The following is a 14,283-nucleotide window of genomic DNA, read 5'->3' as shown; positions in this document are numbered from 1 at the left end:
CGCGTATGGAAGACCGATATAGCTGGGCAAGGCGGCGCGTCGTTCGCGTGTTACGCCGCTAACGCGAACGGATTTTTGCGCCGTTATCAAATTTATTAGTCGCGTCTGACAAGATCATGCATTACTGTCGACGGCGGGGCTATGAAGGAGGAACGAGATAGTGGGTGTTGTACCTGTTCAGGAAACCCATGATCCACGGCCGACTACCAGGCTTTTCGCAGCGAAGTGGAGGCATGAGCATTTGCGCATGATATTAATCGGCGCAATTCTCTCTTTTGCTATGATTACCATGTTTATATCATTGCTGCAGGATGCGTCCGCCAAGAGCGTGACCATCGTAGACGGGTCTTCATCGTCCGTCATCCAGACCCTGAAGGACGACGTTACGGGGCTGTTGAAAGAACAGAATATCGTCGTAGGGCCATTCGACAGCGTATCCATGCCGCTGACAGCTTCCTTGGAACAGGGGAGCACAGTGGTTATCGATCGCGCGGTCGGCATTACACTGCAAGCGGACGGCAAGGAAGCCGCCACACATACAACTGCGGATACGGTAGGCGAAGCGCTTGCTGCGATGAACGTCACGGTGCAAGCGGATGATCGGGTAATTCCGTCGCCTGAGGAACAGCTTCAGGATGGAATGAAGGTGACCGTCGTTCGGGTACGCAGCGAAGTCGTCGAGACGAAGCACCCGATCGCGTATACGGTCGTCAACAAGAAGGACGACAATCTGGAGAGCGGCAAGCAGAAGGTAGTTACGACAGGCAAAGAAGGCGTACTCGTCAAGAAGACGGAACGCGTCTTCGAAGACGGCAAGCTCGTGAGCGAGCGAATCGTCGGCAATGCGGTGTCTCAGCCGGCCGTTCAGCAAGTCGTGGCTATCGGTACGAAGAAGAAAGCGAAAGTTGTTACGCTCGCTTACGAAGATCCGAAGAAAGACGAGAACCGCACGTTGAAGTTGAACGGCAAGACGGTCAAAGTCCGTCGTCTGCTGAACAATGTAACGTTGACGGCGTATTCGGCGGGACTGGAGTCCACGGGCAAATCCAAAGGCGATTCCGGTTATGGCATTACAGCATCCGGCACAACCGTCTCGGAGGGCCGCACGATCGCGGTCGATCCGAAGGTTATTCCGATGGGCTGGTGGGTCTATATCGACGGCGTCGGATTCCGACGGGCCGAAGATACGGGAAGCGCGGTAAAAGGCAAAAAAATCGATGTCTATTACGACAACGAGAAGCATGCCAACCGATTCGGCACGAAGAAGGGGTACACCGTCTACGTGATCGGACCCGTCAAGCCGTCCGCGGATTGACGCTGGAAGATGCATTCGTTCAATCGAATGTCCGGGGATGCCACCCGCTCGAATGCATCGAGGTACGGATTTGGTTATGAAGCGGCGAATTGAATGATCGGGGAGAAGCTTCCTGCATAGGGCTTCTTCCCGATTTTTGCGTTTTTTGCGCGCTCCGAAGTTGAAGTGCGGCGAAAAGTCGGATACGCTGATTAGATAAGCGGGCTAAAGGAAGAGGAATATTGCAATGATACGAGAAATGATCGTGGTGGAGGGCAAAGAGGATACCGCGGCGATCCGCCGGGCGGTCGGGGCCGATACGATCGAAACGGGGGGCTCCGCCGTAGGCGAGGATGTGCTGCGCCGAGTGGAGCTTGCATTCGAGCGCCGAGGCGTTATTGTTTTCACGGATCCCGATTCGCCGGGCGAGCGCATCCGTAAAATCGTCGCCGAGCGGGTACCGGGCGTCAAGCATGCGTTCCTGACACGCGACGAGGCGCGAGGCAAAGACGGTATTGGTGTGGAGCATGCTTCCGATGAAGCGATTAGAAGGGCTCTGGACCGCGTTAGAGAGCCGGAAGCTCAAGGAGCAAGCGTGTCCACCCGTGAGCCCGAGTTGGAGTGGAGCGACCTGCTGGACGCAGGACTCATCGTGCACGCCTCCTCCGCTCGCCGCAGGGAGCGGATCGGAGAGCTGCTTGGAATCGGATATGCGAACGGCAAGACGCTATATAAACGAATCGTGATGTTCCGTATTACGCGCGAGGAATTCGTCGCGGCGCTGGAACAGCTGGAGCGGGAAGGGTTGTAAGACGATGAACAAGAAAGCATCAGGGCAAGCAGGCAAAGGCGAAGCGGTTGGAATCGCGGCATCGGGCCGGACGCGGGATATTATTCGCAAGCACGGCTTTACTTTCAAGAAAAGCCTTGGACAAAACTTTCTCATCGATCAGAACGTGCTTGATCGCATCATAGAGGCGGCCGGATTGGACGAAACGCGGGGAGCGCTTGAGATAGGACCGGGCATCGGCGCGCTGACGGAGAGGCTTGCCCAAGCCGCAGGCAAGGTCGCCGCTGTCGAGATCGACAGAAGGCTCATTCCGATTCTCCAGGACGTGCTGTCACCTTACGAGAACGTCAGTGTCGTCCAGGCGGACGTATTGAAGACCGATCTCCATGAGCTTTGGGAACAGAAGTTCGCCGGATGCGAAAAAGTTAGCGTGGTCGCCAATCTGCCGTATTACGTAACGACTCCGATCATCATGAAGCTTCTCGAGGAGAATTTGCCCGTCGAGCATATCGTAGTTATGGTGCAGAAGGAAGTAGCGGAGCGGATGGCCGCTTCTCCGGGCGGCAAGGAATACGGGAGTCTGAGCATTGCCGTGCAATATTACTGCGAGCCGCAAATCGTCTGCAAGGTGCCCTCGGGAGCCTTCATACCGGCTCCTAATGTGGATTCGGCCGTTATCAAGCTGACGCGCAGAGATAAGCCTCCGGTAGAAGTGAGGAGCGCGGAGCTGTTCTTCAAGATCGTGCAAACGTCATTCGCGCAGCGGCGCAAGACGATTTCCAACAATTTGACGGCCTTGTCCGGCAAAGAACGGAAAGCGGAGCTTGCAGATCTCCTTCGAGGCTGCGGAGTCGAGCCGGAACGCCGGGCCGAGACACTCTCGCTGACCGAATTCGCCTCGGTAACCGAGGCGTTGGCCAATGCCGGAATGATTAATTAACGTTAAGCAAGACGCGCACCTTGCGCCCCGGCTTCCCATAGGATAGACGAAGAGGTGATTAGCCCATGAAGCAGGGGGACCTGGTCGTCCGTAAATCCTATGGCGGGGATATGCTGTTCCGAATTGCGGCGGTCGGCGGCAAAGACGCGCTGCTGCGAGGGATGGATTACCGGCTGCTCGCGGATGCGCCGATCCAAGATCTTCAAGCGGTGCGGTATCCGGACGAGCTCGGAGGAACGCGTACGGCTCGGATTCATACGAATGAGTCGCTTAGACGGATGAGGGAAGAGCGGGTTCGGACAGCGAGCTTGAGCAGACAGCCGAACGACTCGGATTACCGGAGACAGCCTTTTTTCGAGCTGCCGGGAAAGGTGCTTCATTTGGACGGCGACGCCAACTATTTGAAGAAGAGCATGCAGGTATACAATCAGCTGCACGTTCCGGCGGAAGGGGCTCATTGTCTCGAATCCCAGATGCCGCTTGTTCTTCAGAGGCTGCTGCCGCACGTTCGCCCCGATATTGTCGTTATTACCGGGCACGACGGCGTGTTGAAACAACGGGAAGACCTGCAGCATATCGGAAGCTATAAGAATTCGCTCAATTTCGTTCACTCCGTGAACGTGGCGAGGGAATACGAACGCAATCGGGATTCTCTCGTTGTCGTAGCCGGAGCGTGCCAGTCGCATTTCGAGGCTCTGCTGCAGGCCGGAGCCAATTTTGCAAGCTCCCCCGGACGCATCATGATTCATGCGCTGGATCCTGTATACGTCGCCGTCAGGGCTGCGTTCACTCCCTTCCGCGAGACGATTAACATCGCCGACGTCATCGCTCATACGATTAGCGGGATGCAAGGGGTCGGAGGCATCGAGACGGTAGGCAAATATCGGATTGGGGTACCCAATATGAAGCCGCCGACGATTGCTCCCTCGACAATAACGGGTTCAAATGTGAACGTTCTGTGACTTTTTGCGCAGTCTAATTTGACTAAACGGTGAAAACCCGCGCCGAACAAGGAAATTGACCGTTGACAACTTTTTAGGAGCGCTGATATAATATTCAGCTCATTTGACATGCCCCCCTCTTTTTAGCTATAATTTACAGGGAAAGAGGTGGTAGTGGATCATGGGCAAAAATGCGCTCCTGGAAATCAAACGAAGCCTTGAACCGCATGTCGGATCAAAGATCATGCTCCGCGCCAACGGTGGTCGACGTAAGACCATCGAGAGGACCGGGGTGCTGGAAGAGATCTACCCGTCGGTATTTATCGTCAAGCTTGATCAGGAACAGCATCATTTCAAGCGGGTTTCCTACAGCTATGCGGATATTTTGACCGAGTCCGTCGAAGTGATGGTGTGTAATGACGAAGGCGAAGTGCGCATTCAATTGACGCACTGACCCATCGGATTCAAATTGCGCGGGCAGTCCCGATCGTTTTCTTCGATGAGAAGAGCGATGAAGGGGCTGCCCGCTTTGCATGCGCGCCGACTCGTCGAGGCATCCTAAGAGGGAACGTCGAAGACAACTCCAAGGAGGCGAGGATTTGAGCCGAAGAAGAAGCGTCATGTCGGAAACGTTCAAAGCCGAGCTTGCCAAAGACCTCGGATTCTACGAAACAGTCCAGCGCGAAGGCTGGGGGGGCATACGGGCGAAGGACGCGGGAAATATGGTGAAGCGCGCCATTCAAATTGCAGAGCAGCAAGCGGCTCGCAAGCCGTAAAGCTGCTGCGTCGGAACGGGTTTTTTCGGCGACGAATAGCCCGTTCTTTCTTTTTGCGCGGGGAAAAATGCATTTACACTTGGGGTTTGTTATAATATGTAAAGCTTTTTTGCGCGGAGTGGTGATGACATGACGAAGATATTCGAAAAGGCTCCGGCCAAAATAAATCTGCTGCTCGACGTGCTTCGCAAGAGGGACGACGGCTTTCATGAAGTGGAAATGATCATGACGATGGTGGATCTCGCCGATCGTCTGGAGATGGAAGAATTGCCGCGCGATCAAATCGTGCTGACGAGTCAGGCCGGCTTCATTCCTCTTGACGAGAAGAACCTGGCTTTTCAGGCGGCCAGGCTTCTTAAGGAGCGGTATGACGTCCGTCGCGGCGTGTACATTCATCTGGTCAAACGGATTCCCGTTGCGGCAGGACTGGCCGGCGGCAGCAGCGATGCTGCGGCGACGTTGAAGGGGCTGAACAAGCTGTGGGGTCTCGGGCTGTCGGTGTCGGAGCTTGAGCTGCTGGGAGCCGAGCTTGGCTCGGACGTTCCATTCTGCGTTCGAGGAGGGACGGCTATCGCGAGAGGACGCGGAGAGAAGCTGGAGTCGATTTCTCCGCCGCCTCAATGCTGGGTCATTCTGGCCAAGCCGCCCATCAATGTGTCGACCGCCGACGTGTACGGGAAGCTGAGAGCTTCCCAGATCGCGAAGCATCCGTCCGTTCCGCGAATGCTGGACGCAATCGCCAGGCAATCGTTCCCGGATATGTGCGGGGAGCTGGGCAACGTTCTGGAGGATGTCACGCTCGATCGGTACCCAGAAGTTCGCCAAATCAAGGAATGCATGATAAAGCTCGGAGCTGATGGCGTTCTAATGTCCGGCAGCGGGCCTACCGTCTTCGGACTGGTGTCCAAGGAAGCGAAAGTCGCGCGAGTGTACAATGGGCTTCGAGGCTTCTGCAAGGAAGTGTATGTGGTAAGATTGCTTACATAGTTAAAGACGAGGAGCCCCGTGTGCAAACCGAGGGCTCTTCCCTTCGGAATGAAGTTGATGAAAAACGTATAAAAATGGTATGATGTCGATAAAATATTCGGGTTTTGACGGGAGAGAGGAATCGTGAAGAAGTTAAAACGTAGCGCGCGCCTCGTGGAAATGACACAATATTTGTTGTCCCGTCCCCATACGTTAATTTCTCTTACAGCTTTCGCCGAGCGATATCAATCGGCGAAGTCGTCTATTAGCGAGGATTTGGCAATCATCAAAGAAGTGTTCGAGGACGAGGGCGTTGGAGAGCTGCATACGCTTGCGGGAGCGGCGGGCGGCGTTCGGTTCGTTCCGAAGGTCCGCAAGGATATCGCGCTGGGTAAGATCGTTGACATCTGCCGCGAACTGGAGCAGCCGGATCGACTGCTGCCCGGCGGTTACTTGTATATGACCGATCTGCTCGGAGTTCCGGGCATGATGCAGGAAGTCGGCCGCATGTTCGCGTCCGCGTTCGCCAATCGCAATATCGACGTTATCATGACGGTAGAGACGAAGGGGATTCCGCTTGCTCATGCTACGGCTCACTATTTGAATTTGCCGGTCGTCATCGTGCGCAGGGATCACAAAGTAACGGAAGGCTCTGCTGTGAGCATCAATTATGTATCCGGTTCCACCAAGCGGATTCAGACGATGTCTCTGGCGCGCCGCGCTTTGAAGGAAGAATCCCGAGTGCTCATCATTGACGACTTCATGAAAGCGGGAGGAACGATCCAAGGGATGGTCGACCTGCTGCATGAATTCCGGGCACTCGTGGCGGGAGTCGGCGTATTCGTCGAGTCCGGGGAGATCGAGAGCGACGAGCGGCTGTTGCACGACTACGTTTCGCTTGCGCGGTTGACTGAGGTAGATTTGAAATCTCGCCATATTACCGTACAGCCGGGCAATTTTTTTCATAACCAATAACGAACCCAAACCACTATTCGGGAGGCGCATTACCCATGTCTCTAAAAATCATATCCACCCCCTCCGCTCCTGCGGCCATTGGTCCTTATGCGCAAGCGGTTCGTATCGGCGACCTCTTGTTCACGTCGGGCCAAATCCCGCTTACCGCAGCCGGAGAGCTCGCAGCCGGAGGAATCGCCGAGCAGACTCATCAGGTGCTAGCTAACTTGAAAGCCGTTCTGTCGGCAGAGGGAGCCGGGTTCTCCGATGTCGTCAAGACGACGGTGTTCTTGAAGGACATGAACCAGTTCGCCGAGTTCAATACGATATACGCATCTTACTTCGGAGACCATACGCCGGCACGATCGACTGTAGAGGTGGCGCGCCTGCCGAGGGATGTTTTTGTCGAAATTGAACTGATTGCGGCGATCCCTGTCGAAAGTCCCAAAAACTAAAAATATTCTTCTAATCTCAGGCGGTTTTTACCAGATAAAAGAAGGATTTCGGTTGCTTGTGTGGAATATTACACCAAGTCTTCTAGAAGGCAAAAGGTGGTGAGCACAAGTGCAAATTACAGATGTGAGACTCCGCCGCGTCAATTCGGAGGGGCGCATGAAAGCGATCGCCTCGATCACCATTGACAATGAGTTCGTCGTACATGACATACGGGTCATCGACGGAAACAATGGGATGTTCGTGGCAATGCCGAGCAAGCGTACTCCGGACGGAGAGTTCCGGGACATTGCTCACCCGATTTCTTCCGGTACCCGGGAAAAGATTCAAGCTGCTGTTCTGGCTGAATACGAGCGGGCAGCGCAGGAAGAAGATGTCATGGTCGAAGGGGCATAATAATGATTGCGGAGAAGAGGGCCCTGTGCGGCTCTCTTTTCATTTTCCAGTGAATAAGCTATGATTCTGTAGAGGTTGAAGACCTGTGCGGAAAGGGGTTTTTATAGGTTTATGAAGACGATGGCCATTGTACTCGCTGCCGGACAAGGCAAGCGAATGAAGTCCAAATTATATAAAGTGCTGCACCCGGTTTGCGGCAAACCGATGGTCAGCCATGTGCTCGACACGGTGCGTGCGGCATCTTGCGAGAGAGCGGTCGTTATCGTCGGACACGGCGCGGAAGCCGTGCAGGCGACTCTGGGAGAATCGGTGGAGTACGCTATTCAGGCGGAGCAGTTGGGAACGGGGCACGCCGTCCGGCAAGCGGAACGGCTTCTGGGAGACGAAGAAGGAGTTACGATCGTTATTTGCGGAGACACTCCCCTGGTTTCCACCGCGACGATCGAGGAGATGCTTGCCCTGCACGCCAAAGATCAGGCTGCGGCTACGGTGCTGACGGCGGAGTTGGCCGTTCCGGCCGGCTACGGACGTATCGTTCGGGGAGATGACGGCGGCGTGCTTCGAATCGTCGAGCAGAAAGACTGTTCCTCGGAGGAAGACGCAATTCGCGAAATTAATACCGGAACGTACTGCTTCGATAACCGGAAGCTGTTCCAGGCATTGGCCGAAGTGACGAACAGCAATGCGCAAGGCGAATATTACTTGACGGACGTTATCGGCATTCTGCAGCGGCAAGGCGAGCGGATCGCCGCTTCTCTCGCGACCGACCCGTCGGAAGCGATCGGGGTCAACGACCGGATCGCATTGGGCGAAGCCGAGAAGCTTATGCGCAAACGCATTAATACTCGGCATCAAGTAAACGGCGTGACGATCATCGACCCGGATAGTACGTACATTGAAGCTGAAGTGGTTATCGGAGCGGATACGGTCGTCTATCCGGGGTCGGTGCTGCGCGGGCTTACGACTATCGGCAGCGATTGCGTAATCGGCCCTTCCGCCGACCTGCTGGACGCGAAGGTCGGCAGCGGGACGACGATTCGTCAGACCGTCGTGGAAAGCGCCGAAGTTGGGGACGACTGCAGCGTCGGTCCTTTCGCTTATTTGCGTCCGGGCACGAAGCTGGGGCGGCATGTCAAGATCGGAGATTTCGTCGAGATCAAGAATGCCGTTATCGGGGAGCACAGCAAAGTGCCGCATCTTAGCTATGTCGGAGACGCTATTGTCGGAACGAACGTCAATATCGGCTGCGGCGCGATTACGGCTAACTACGACGGGTATAATAAATCAAAGACGGAAATTGGCGACAACGTGTTCATAGGCAGCAACTCGAACCTGATTGCTCCGGTCAAAGTCGGCAGCGGCGCTTATGTCGTCGCCGGATCGACGATTACGCACGACGTTCCGGATAATGACGTGGCGATCGCGCGCGAACGGCAAGTCAACAAGACGGGTTATGCGGATAAGATTCGCGCACGCGCCAAAGCCAAGAAAGAGCGAGAAACGAAAAACAATTCCTGATCTTGCGAAGGAAGGCGGGAACAAACGATGGCGTACCCCGACTCGAGCTTAAAGCTGTTCGCGGGCAGCTCCAATCCTCAGCTTGCGGAAGCGATCGCCCGCTATATCGGCGTTCGGGTAGGCGCTGCCCAGATGAATCGGTTCAGCGATGGGGAGATTCACGTCCGCCTGGACGACAGCGTGCGCGGCAGCGATGTGTTCGTCGTGCAGTCTACGTGCGCGCCCGTCAACGAGAATTTGATGGAGCTTCTCGTGATGGTCGATGCTCTCAAGCGAGCTTCGGCAAAGACGATCAACGTTGTCATCCCTTACTACGGTTACGCTCGTCAGGACAGGAAAGCTCGTTCGCGCGATCCGATTACGGCGAAGCTCGTCGCCAATCTGATCGAGACCGCGGGGGCTCACCGCGTTATAGCCATGGATCTGCATGCGATGCAGATTCAGGGCTTTTTTGATATTCCGGTCGATCATCTGCTAGGGGTTCCAATTCTCGGCGACTACTTCGGCAGCAAGAACATTTCGTCACCCGTCGTCGTATCTCCCGATCATGGGGGCGTCGTGAGAGCGCGAAGATTAGCCGACACGCTGCAGGCGCCGCTTGCGATCATCGATAAGCGCAGGCCGGAACCGAACGTGGTGGAGGTTATGAACATTATCGGCGACGTGGCGGGCAAATCGGCCATTCTGATCGACGATATTATCGACACGGCGGGAACGATCGCGCTTGCGGCCAAGGCTCTTCAAGAAGCGGGAGCGAAAGAGCTGTACGCATGCTGCACGCATCCCGTCTTGTCCGGACCCGCCATTGAACGGCTTGAAGCCTCCCCTCTTAAAGAAATCGTCGTGACAGACACCATTCCGCTGAATCCGTCGATACTGCAATCTACAGGCAAAATTCGGGTGCTGTCGGTCGCCTCGCTCATCGGCGAAGCCATCGTCCGCATTCATGAGCAGAAGTCCATAAGCAAACTGTTCGAGCCTCATGTTTAGCCGGAATGCCCCTCGGGTAACAATAGGGTATACCTTTTGGACTGGAGGGGTGGTTCACCCATGAATCAAGTGCTGCAAGCCGAGCTTCGGGATACGAAAACGAGCGGACAATTGAGAGGCGTTCGGGAATCGGGCAAAGTTCCGGGCGTCATCTACGGTGCCGGAATCGCGAAGCCGACAGCGATCGCTGTGGAAGCCAAGGAGCTGCTGGCCATTCTTAGAAGCCATCCGCATGCGGTAGTGGATATGAATGTACCGGGGCTTGGCAATCAACCGGTTATGATGACGGACGTTCAGCGCGACCCGATGAGCCATAAGGTTCTTCATATTGACTTCCATCAAATCGATATGAATCGGAAGATCAAAGCGCCGGTTCGGCTGGACGCTTCGGGCAAGTCTCCTGGCGAGCAGGAGGGCGGCATGCTGCAATTCGTCATGCACGAGCTGGAAGTCGAATGTTACCCGAAGGATTTTCCCGATGTTATTCATGTCGATGTCTCGGGGCTGCAATTAGGCGACAATCTGACGATAGCCGACTTGAAGCTGCCTGACAGCGTACAAGCTGTAGCGGATGCGGAAGCCGTCGTCGTCTCCGTGCTCGCGCCTCAGAAAGAGCGGACCGCGGATGAGCTGGACGCACTGGATGACGAGGAAGAGGAAAACGAGAACCATCGCAAGGCTGCGGTTGCTGTCGAGAAGGATTAAGGGGCAGGCAGCGCGGCAAAAAAGGCTATTCCCGGCGTATGGGCGCGGGAATAGCCTTTTTTTCGAATACCCATCCGATACCGACGCAAAGTTTCTTTGACGTCCAGAGGGCGGGCGCCGATGCCGGTTTGCTTGGGATACGGGCGTACTATGTCAAGGACATTTTAGCAACTCAAAGTCACTTTTTCAAAAAAGCCATCCGACATAGGAGAGGTGCTTGGAGCCGGCTTTTCTTGAAGGTGCGCGTGACCGCCTAAAGCCGAATGACCGACGATCCGCATCTGGCCCGACGTTCAACTGTAAAACATACCTTTATTTTGATGATAGAGCGGTACTTCTAAAATATTATCTGCAAAAGATATACATGTATGTAGGGCGTTTTTAGCGTCAAGCTCGGAAATGACAAAAAATAACGGTTACTTTTACAGTTCAATTCCAGCGGCGTGGATCTACAGGGTGGATAGTTGTATCTATTACAGTTAATCAACTGCCCGTCAGACATCAGGGGCGAAAGAGACGCGGATTTTCTTGAAATAACGGAAAGGATAAGCTTTCAACCCCTTATATCCAACCGATACCGAAGCAAAACGCCTTCGACGTCTAGAGCACCGAAGGCGTTTTGCTTTTGTGGGGAACTTCTGAAGTCTGATTTTGCCCGATTGTTGGGCTAGAGAAGGCCGGCGTGCTGAAGTCCGCTGCGGATTCCGCCTTCGTCTACGGACTTGGTCACATAATCGGCGAACGGAAGCAGATCGGGATGCGAGTTGCCCATCGCGATACCGAGACCTACGCAAGAGAGCATTTCTTTGTCGTTCAGGCCGTCTCCGAACGCAACAGCTTCTTCGGGGGTCAAATTAAGGCGCTTCAGAAGCTCCAGAATGCCCCGAGCCTTGGAGCCGTCGTTGGGAAGAACGTCCATAGCCGAAGAATGCCACCGGACCATGCGAAGGCCGGGGAAGTCGTATAAGTGCTCCTCGTGGACTTCGCAATGCAGGAATGCCTGATAGACATCCGCCTTCTGCCAGTAGTCGGGATCGAATCCCGGAAGCTCGACTCGAAGGGAAGAGACCGAAGAGATCATATGAGGGTGCGAATCGGTATTGGCGAAATAAGCTTCTTCGCCCTCGAATACGAGAGAGTGATTGTTTTTCGACGCTTGGGCGACTAAATCTTCCATTCGGTCCCGAGGAATCGAATATCGGTAGATGGGCTCGCCTTTGTAGACGACATACCCGCCGTTCAGGCTAACGAAGGAATCGATGCCGAGCTGCTCGGCGATCGGCCGAAAGAAGTAGGGGGCTCGGCCCGTTGCGATGACTGCCGTGACGCCGCTTTGCTGCAGTTCTCGAATGGCTGCAACGGTGTCGTCCGGAATTTGTTTTTCTTCATTCACCAGCGTGCCGTCGATGTCGAAAAAAGCAATCTTGTAAGTCATGCCTTCCTGTCTCCTGTCTGTGCGCAAGGTTTTTCCCATCATACCGATTCCGCAGCGGGTTGACTAGTCATTTGTTGGCTATTGACCAAGAAGGAGGGGAGTTATACAATTTATTTTAGGAATACTAACTAAATATTAAAAGCGGTGGATATGTAAAGTTATGAACTACAAATTCGTGCTCATTGGCTTGTATATTGTTTTTATTTATTGGTTGTCCTCGCAGGAACCGGCGCTGCATGCTCTTTTCTATCCGACACTTGGTGCCTTCTGCTTTCTGTTCGCGTCGCGTACATTCGATGCCAGAGATGTCGGACGCATTCTGATCGGGGCGACAATCTCCTCGATCATCGGCTCTTGGCTTCATCAGCTATACCCTAGCGCCATCAGCTTGTTCGCCAACGTACTGATCGTCGCATGGCTTATCAAGCGGTTCCACTGGAACGCGCCGCCGATTTTGGCCGTATCGATTGTCCCTTTCTTCGTACCGCAGACGAACGTCTGGTTAATTCCCGCATCGGTCAGCCTTTCTCTTCTCGGTCTCATTCTCGTGCTCGCTTGCGCCCATCTTATCGAGAGCAAGTGGCGGGAAGCGCCGACGCTGCGCCGCCCCATTGCCACGGAAGCCGAATAACGCGACAACTAACTGCAACCCGAGCCGCGAGTGCGATACGACGGCCGGGTTGTTTTGCCTTTAAAAGAACAAAGCCCTCGCCGGCGAAAGGGAGGGTTTCGCCGAGGAAGGCTTTGTTCGCGGAACGGATTCTAGCAGCGGGGGTTCTCTCAATAGCCCGGTCTGGACACAAAGGTGAACTGCTTCCGGCTGTAGAATATATTGTTGACCTTCACGAATTCTTTGCCATAATATTCGATGAAACCGACGTCGCTGTGCATTCGACCGCAATACACTTGAATCGGCACTTCGGACACCATATGGTCCATGAAGTGATTATCGTCGAATATCATTTGGCCGTTCATGTACATCATTTCACCTTCTTTCCGTTTTTGTTTTCTATTGGGTATGACATTTGTCGGGTTCGATTCGTTGCATGGCATCCGAGATTTTTTTACAAAAAATACTGTCGAAGGGGATTGCAGTCATGAGATGGATTGTCGGATTGGGAAATCCGGGCGCCGCTTACGAAAAAACGCGGCATAACGCGGGATGGTTCGTTATCGACGAACTGGCTCGAAGGTGGGGCGTTCAGGTGGGTCAAAATAAATGTAAAGGATTGATCGGGGAAGCCCGCGTACAAGGAGTCAAGGTGGGGCTATTGAAGCCGATGACGTATATGAATTTGTCCGGCGAGTCGCTTCGCGCCTACATGGACTTCTTCAAGGTGAAGCTGGAGGACGCCATCGTCGTCTATGACGATCTCGATACCGAGGTTGGCCGAATCCGTCTGCGCTATCAAGGAAGCGCGGGCGGCCATAACGGGATCAAGTCGATCATTCAGCATACGGGTACGCAGACGTTCAATCGGGTTCGACTGGGAGTGTCTCGTCCCAAGACGGGAATGGTTATTTCCGATTACGTGCTTTCGACGTTCGCCAAAGCCGAACAGCAGGATGTAAGCCGAATGGTCGAGGAAGCGTGCGATGCGATCGAGTTCGCTCTGCAGCACCCATTCGAGCAAGCGATGGCAAAGTTTAATGGACGAACAGGAGAATAAGAGCAATAAAACCGCTCGTATCCGGACATACTGAAGGAAATGCGGCCGTTAAGGCCGAATAATCCACCTTCGGGAGGCATACACATCCTATGGCCGTCGATTACGTGTGCCGACATTGCCGGACGCCGCTTGGCCGGTTCGAGAACTCGGAAGTACCCGAATATCGGCTCGGTTTGCATTTCTTGACCCCTGCGGAGCGAAAGCGTATAATAGCGTATAATTCCAATGGGGATGTCACGATTAATGTTATTTGCGAGTATTGCAGCCAGACGTTGGATTCTTACCCGGAGCTGTCGCTTCTCTCGAATCCGCTGCAATAGACCGTCGCTTTTTATCCCCATCGCGCACTCTCGTGAAACAAGAGGCCTTGGCTCGTGCCGGGGCTTTTTTATGATTCCGAATGGTTCGGTTTTTGCGCCGGCGCCTATCGGAACGTCTTGCATAAATGGAATGTC

The 14,283-nt window shown here is 54.3% G+C and carries 18 protein-coding genes; 16 read left to right on the top strand and 2 right to left on the bottom strand.

Going from position 1 to position 14,283, the window contains the following annotated elements; all coding sequences use genetic code 11:
- Positions 1-247 precede the first annotated feature (247 nt).
- From D3H35_RS23890 to D3H35_RS23830, 13 genes are all read left to right on the top strand, one after another.
- Positions 248-1,315 carry a 3D domain-containing protein gene (locus D3H35_RS23890; protein WP_233568156.1) on the top strand — a complete coding sequence of 356 codons (1,068 nt, stop codon included), beginning with the start codon at positions 248-250 and terminating at the stop codon, positions 1,313-1,315.
- Positions 1,316-1,541: 226 nt separating this feature from the next.
- Positions 1,542-2,105, top strand: a complete 564-nt coding sequence (rnmV, locus tag D3H35_RS23885; RefSeq protein ID WP_119151663.1) for a ribonuclease M5 — start codon at positions 1,542-1,544, stop codon at positions 2,103-2,105.
- A gap of 4 nt (positions 2,106-2,109) precedes the next feature.
- Positions 2,110-3,024 carry a 16S rRNA (adenine(1518)-N(6)/adenine(1519)-N(6))-dimethyltransferase RsmA gene (gene rsmA / locus D3H35_RS23880; RefSeq protein WP_119151662.1) on the top strand — a complete coding sequence of 305 codons (915 nt, stop codon included), beginning with the start codon at positions 2,110-2,112 and terminating at the stop codon, positions 3,022-3,024.
- A 65-nt stretch (positions 3,025-3,089) separates the two neighbouring features.
- The gene (yabG, locus tag D3H35_RS23875; protein ID WP_119151661.1) at positions 3,090-3,986 is read left to right on the top strand and encodes a sporulation peptidase YabG; all 897 of its coding nucleotides are present in this window, start codon (positions 3,090-3,092) and stop codon (positions 3,984-3,986) included.
- 160 nt (positions 3,987-4,146) lie between these two features.
- Positions 4,147-4,419: a biofilm formation stimulator Veg gene (gene veg, locus D3H35_RS23870; protein WP_119151660.1), complete on the top strand. Its 273-nt coding sequence runs from the start codon at positions 4,147-4,149 to the stop codon at positions 4,417-4,419.
- Positions 4,420-4,585: 166 nt separating this feature from the next.
- The gene (locus D3H35_RS23865) at positions 4,586-4,741 is read left to right on the top strand and encodes a small, acid-soluble spore protein, alpha/beta type (RefSeq protein WP_378124985.1); all 156 of its coding nucleotides are present in this window, start codon (positions 4,586-4,588) and stop codon (positions 4,739-4,741) included.
- Positions 4,742-4,870: 129 nt separating this feature from the next.
- Positions 4,871-5,728, top strand: coding sequence for a 4-(cytidine 5'-diphospho)-2-C-methyl-D-erythritol kinase (ispE, locus tag D3H35_RS23860; RefSeq protein WP_119151659.1), 858 nt, complete (start codon positions 4,871-4,873; stop codon positions 5,726-5,728).
- 123 nt (positions 5,729-5,851) lie between these two features.
- Positions 5,852-6,682, top strand: coding sequence for a pur operon repressor (gene purR / locus D3H35_RS23855; RefSeq protein WP_119151658.1), 831 nt, complete (start codon positions 5,852-5,854; stop codon positions 6,680-6,682).
- Between the two features lie 35 nt (positions 6,683-6,717).
- The gene (locus tag D3H35_RS23850; RefSeq protein WP_119151657.1) at positions 6,718-7,116 is read left to right on the top strand and encodes a RidA family protein; all 399 of its coding nucleotides are present in this window, start codon (positions 6,718-6,720) and stop codon (positions 7,114-7,116) included.
- A gap of 109 nt (positions 7,117-7,225) precedes the next feature.
- On the top strand, positions 7,226-7,510 hold the full coding sequence (gene spoVG, locus D3H35_RS23845) for a septation regulator SpoVG (protein ID WP_119151656.1): 285 nt from the start codon (positions 7,226-7,228) through the stop codon (positions 7,508-7,510).
- A gap of 111 nt (positions 7,511-7,621) precedes the next feature.
- The gene (gene glmU, locus D3H35_RS23840; RefSeq protein ID WP_119151655.1) at positions 7,622-9,028 is read left to right on the top strand and encodes a bifunctional UDP-N-acetylglucosamine diphosphorylase/glucosamine-1-phosphate N-acetyltransferase GlmU; all 1,407 of its coding nucleotides are present in this window, start codon (positions 7,622-7,624) and stop codon (positions 9,026-9,028) included.
- A gap of 27 nt (positions 9,029-9,055) precedes the next feature.
- Positions 9,056-10,018 carry a ribose-phosphate diphosphokinase gene (locus D3H35_RS23835; RefSeq protein WP_119151654.1) on the top strand — a complete coding sequence of 321 codons (963 nt, stop codon included), beginning with the start codon at positions 9,056-9,058 and terminating at the stop codon, positions 10,016-10,018.
- Positions 10,019-10,078: 60 nt separating this feature from the next.
- Entirely contained in the window at positions 10,079-10,723 is a 645-nt protein-coding gene (locus D3H35_RS23830; RefSeq protein ID WP_119151653.1) for a 50S ribosomal protein L25, read from the top strand.
- A gap of 667 nt (positions 10,724-11,390) precedes the next feature.
- Here the strand turns inward: D3H35_RS23830 and D3H35_RS23820 are convergent.
- Positions 11,391-12,158 carry a Cof-type HAD-IIB family hydrolase gene (locus D3H35_RS23820; RefSeq protein ID WP_119151651.1) on the bottom strand — a complete coding sequence of 256 codons (768 nt, stop codon included), beginning with the start codon at positions 12,156-12,158 and terminating at the stop codon, positions 11,391-11,393.
- A 160-nt stretch (positions 12,159-12,318) separates the two neighbouring features.
- Between D3H35_RS23820 and D3H35_RS23815 the strand changes: the two genes are divergently transcribed.
- On the top strand, positions 12,319-12,789 hold the full coding sequence (locus D3H35_RS23815) for an HPP family protein (RefSeq protein WP_119151650.1): 471 nt from the start codon (positions 12,319-12,321) through the stop codon (positions 12,787-12,789).
- A 149-nt stretch (positions 12,790-12,938) separates the two neighbouring features.
- Here the strand turns inward: D3H35_RS23815 and D3H35_RS23810 are convergent, their stop codons facing one another.
- Positions 12,939-13,133, bottom strand: a complete 195-nt coding sequence (locus tag D3H35_RS23810) for a hypothetical protein (protein WP_199728591.1) — start codon at positions 13,131-13,133, stop codon at positions 12,939-12,941.
- A 122-nt stretch (positions 13,134-13,255) separates the two neighbouring features.
- Here D3H35_RS23810 and pth point away from each other — a divergent pair, with 122 nt between their 5' ends.
- Positions 13,256-13,828 carry an aminoacyl-tRNA hydrolase gene (gene pth, locus D3H35_RS23805; RefSeq protein WP_119151648.1) on the top strand — a complete coding sequence of 191 codons (573 nt, stop codon included), beginning with the start codon at positions 13,256-13,258 and terminating at the stop codon, positions 13,826-13,828.
- An 89-nt stretch (positions 13,829-13,917) separates the two neighbouring features.
- Positions 13,918-14,148, top strand: a complete 231-nt coding sequence (locus tag D3H35_RS23800; protein WP_119151647.1) for an anti-sigma-F factor Fin family protein — start codon at positions 13,918-13,920, stop codon at positions 14,146-14,148.
- The last annotated feature ends 135 nt before the right edge of the window (positions 14,149-14,283 follow it).

The organism is Cohnella faecalis (assembly GCF_003570905.1).
GTDB classification, from domain to species: Bacteria; Bacillota; Bacilli; order Paenibacillales; family Paenibacillaceae; genus Cohnella; species Cohnella faecalis.
The sequence above is the reverse complement of the archived record's forward strand: the minus strand, read 5'-3'. Positions and strand labels throughout refer to the sequence as shown.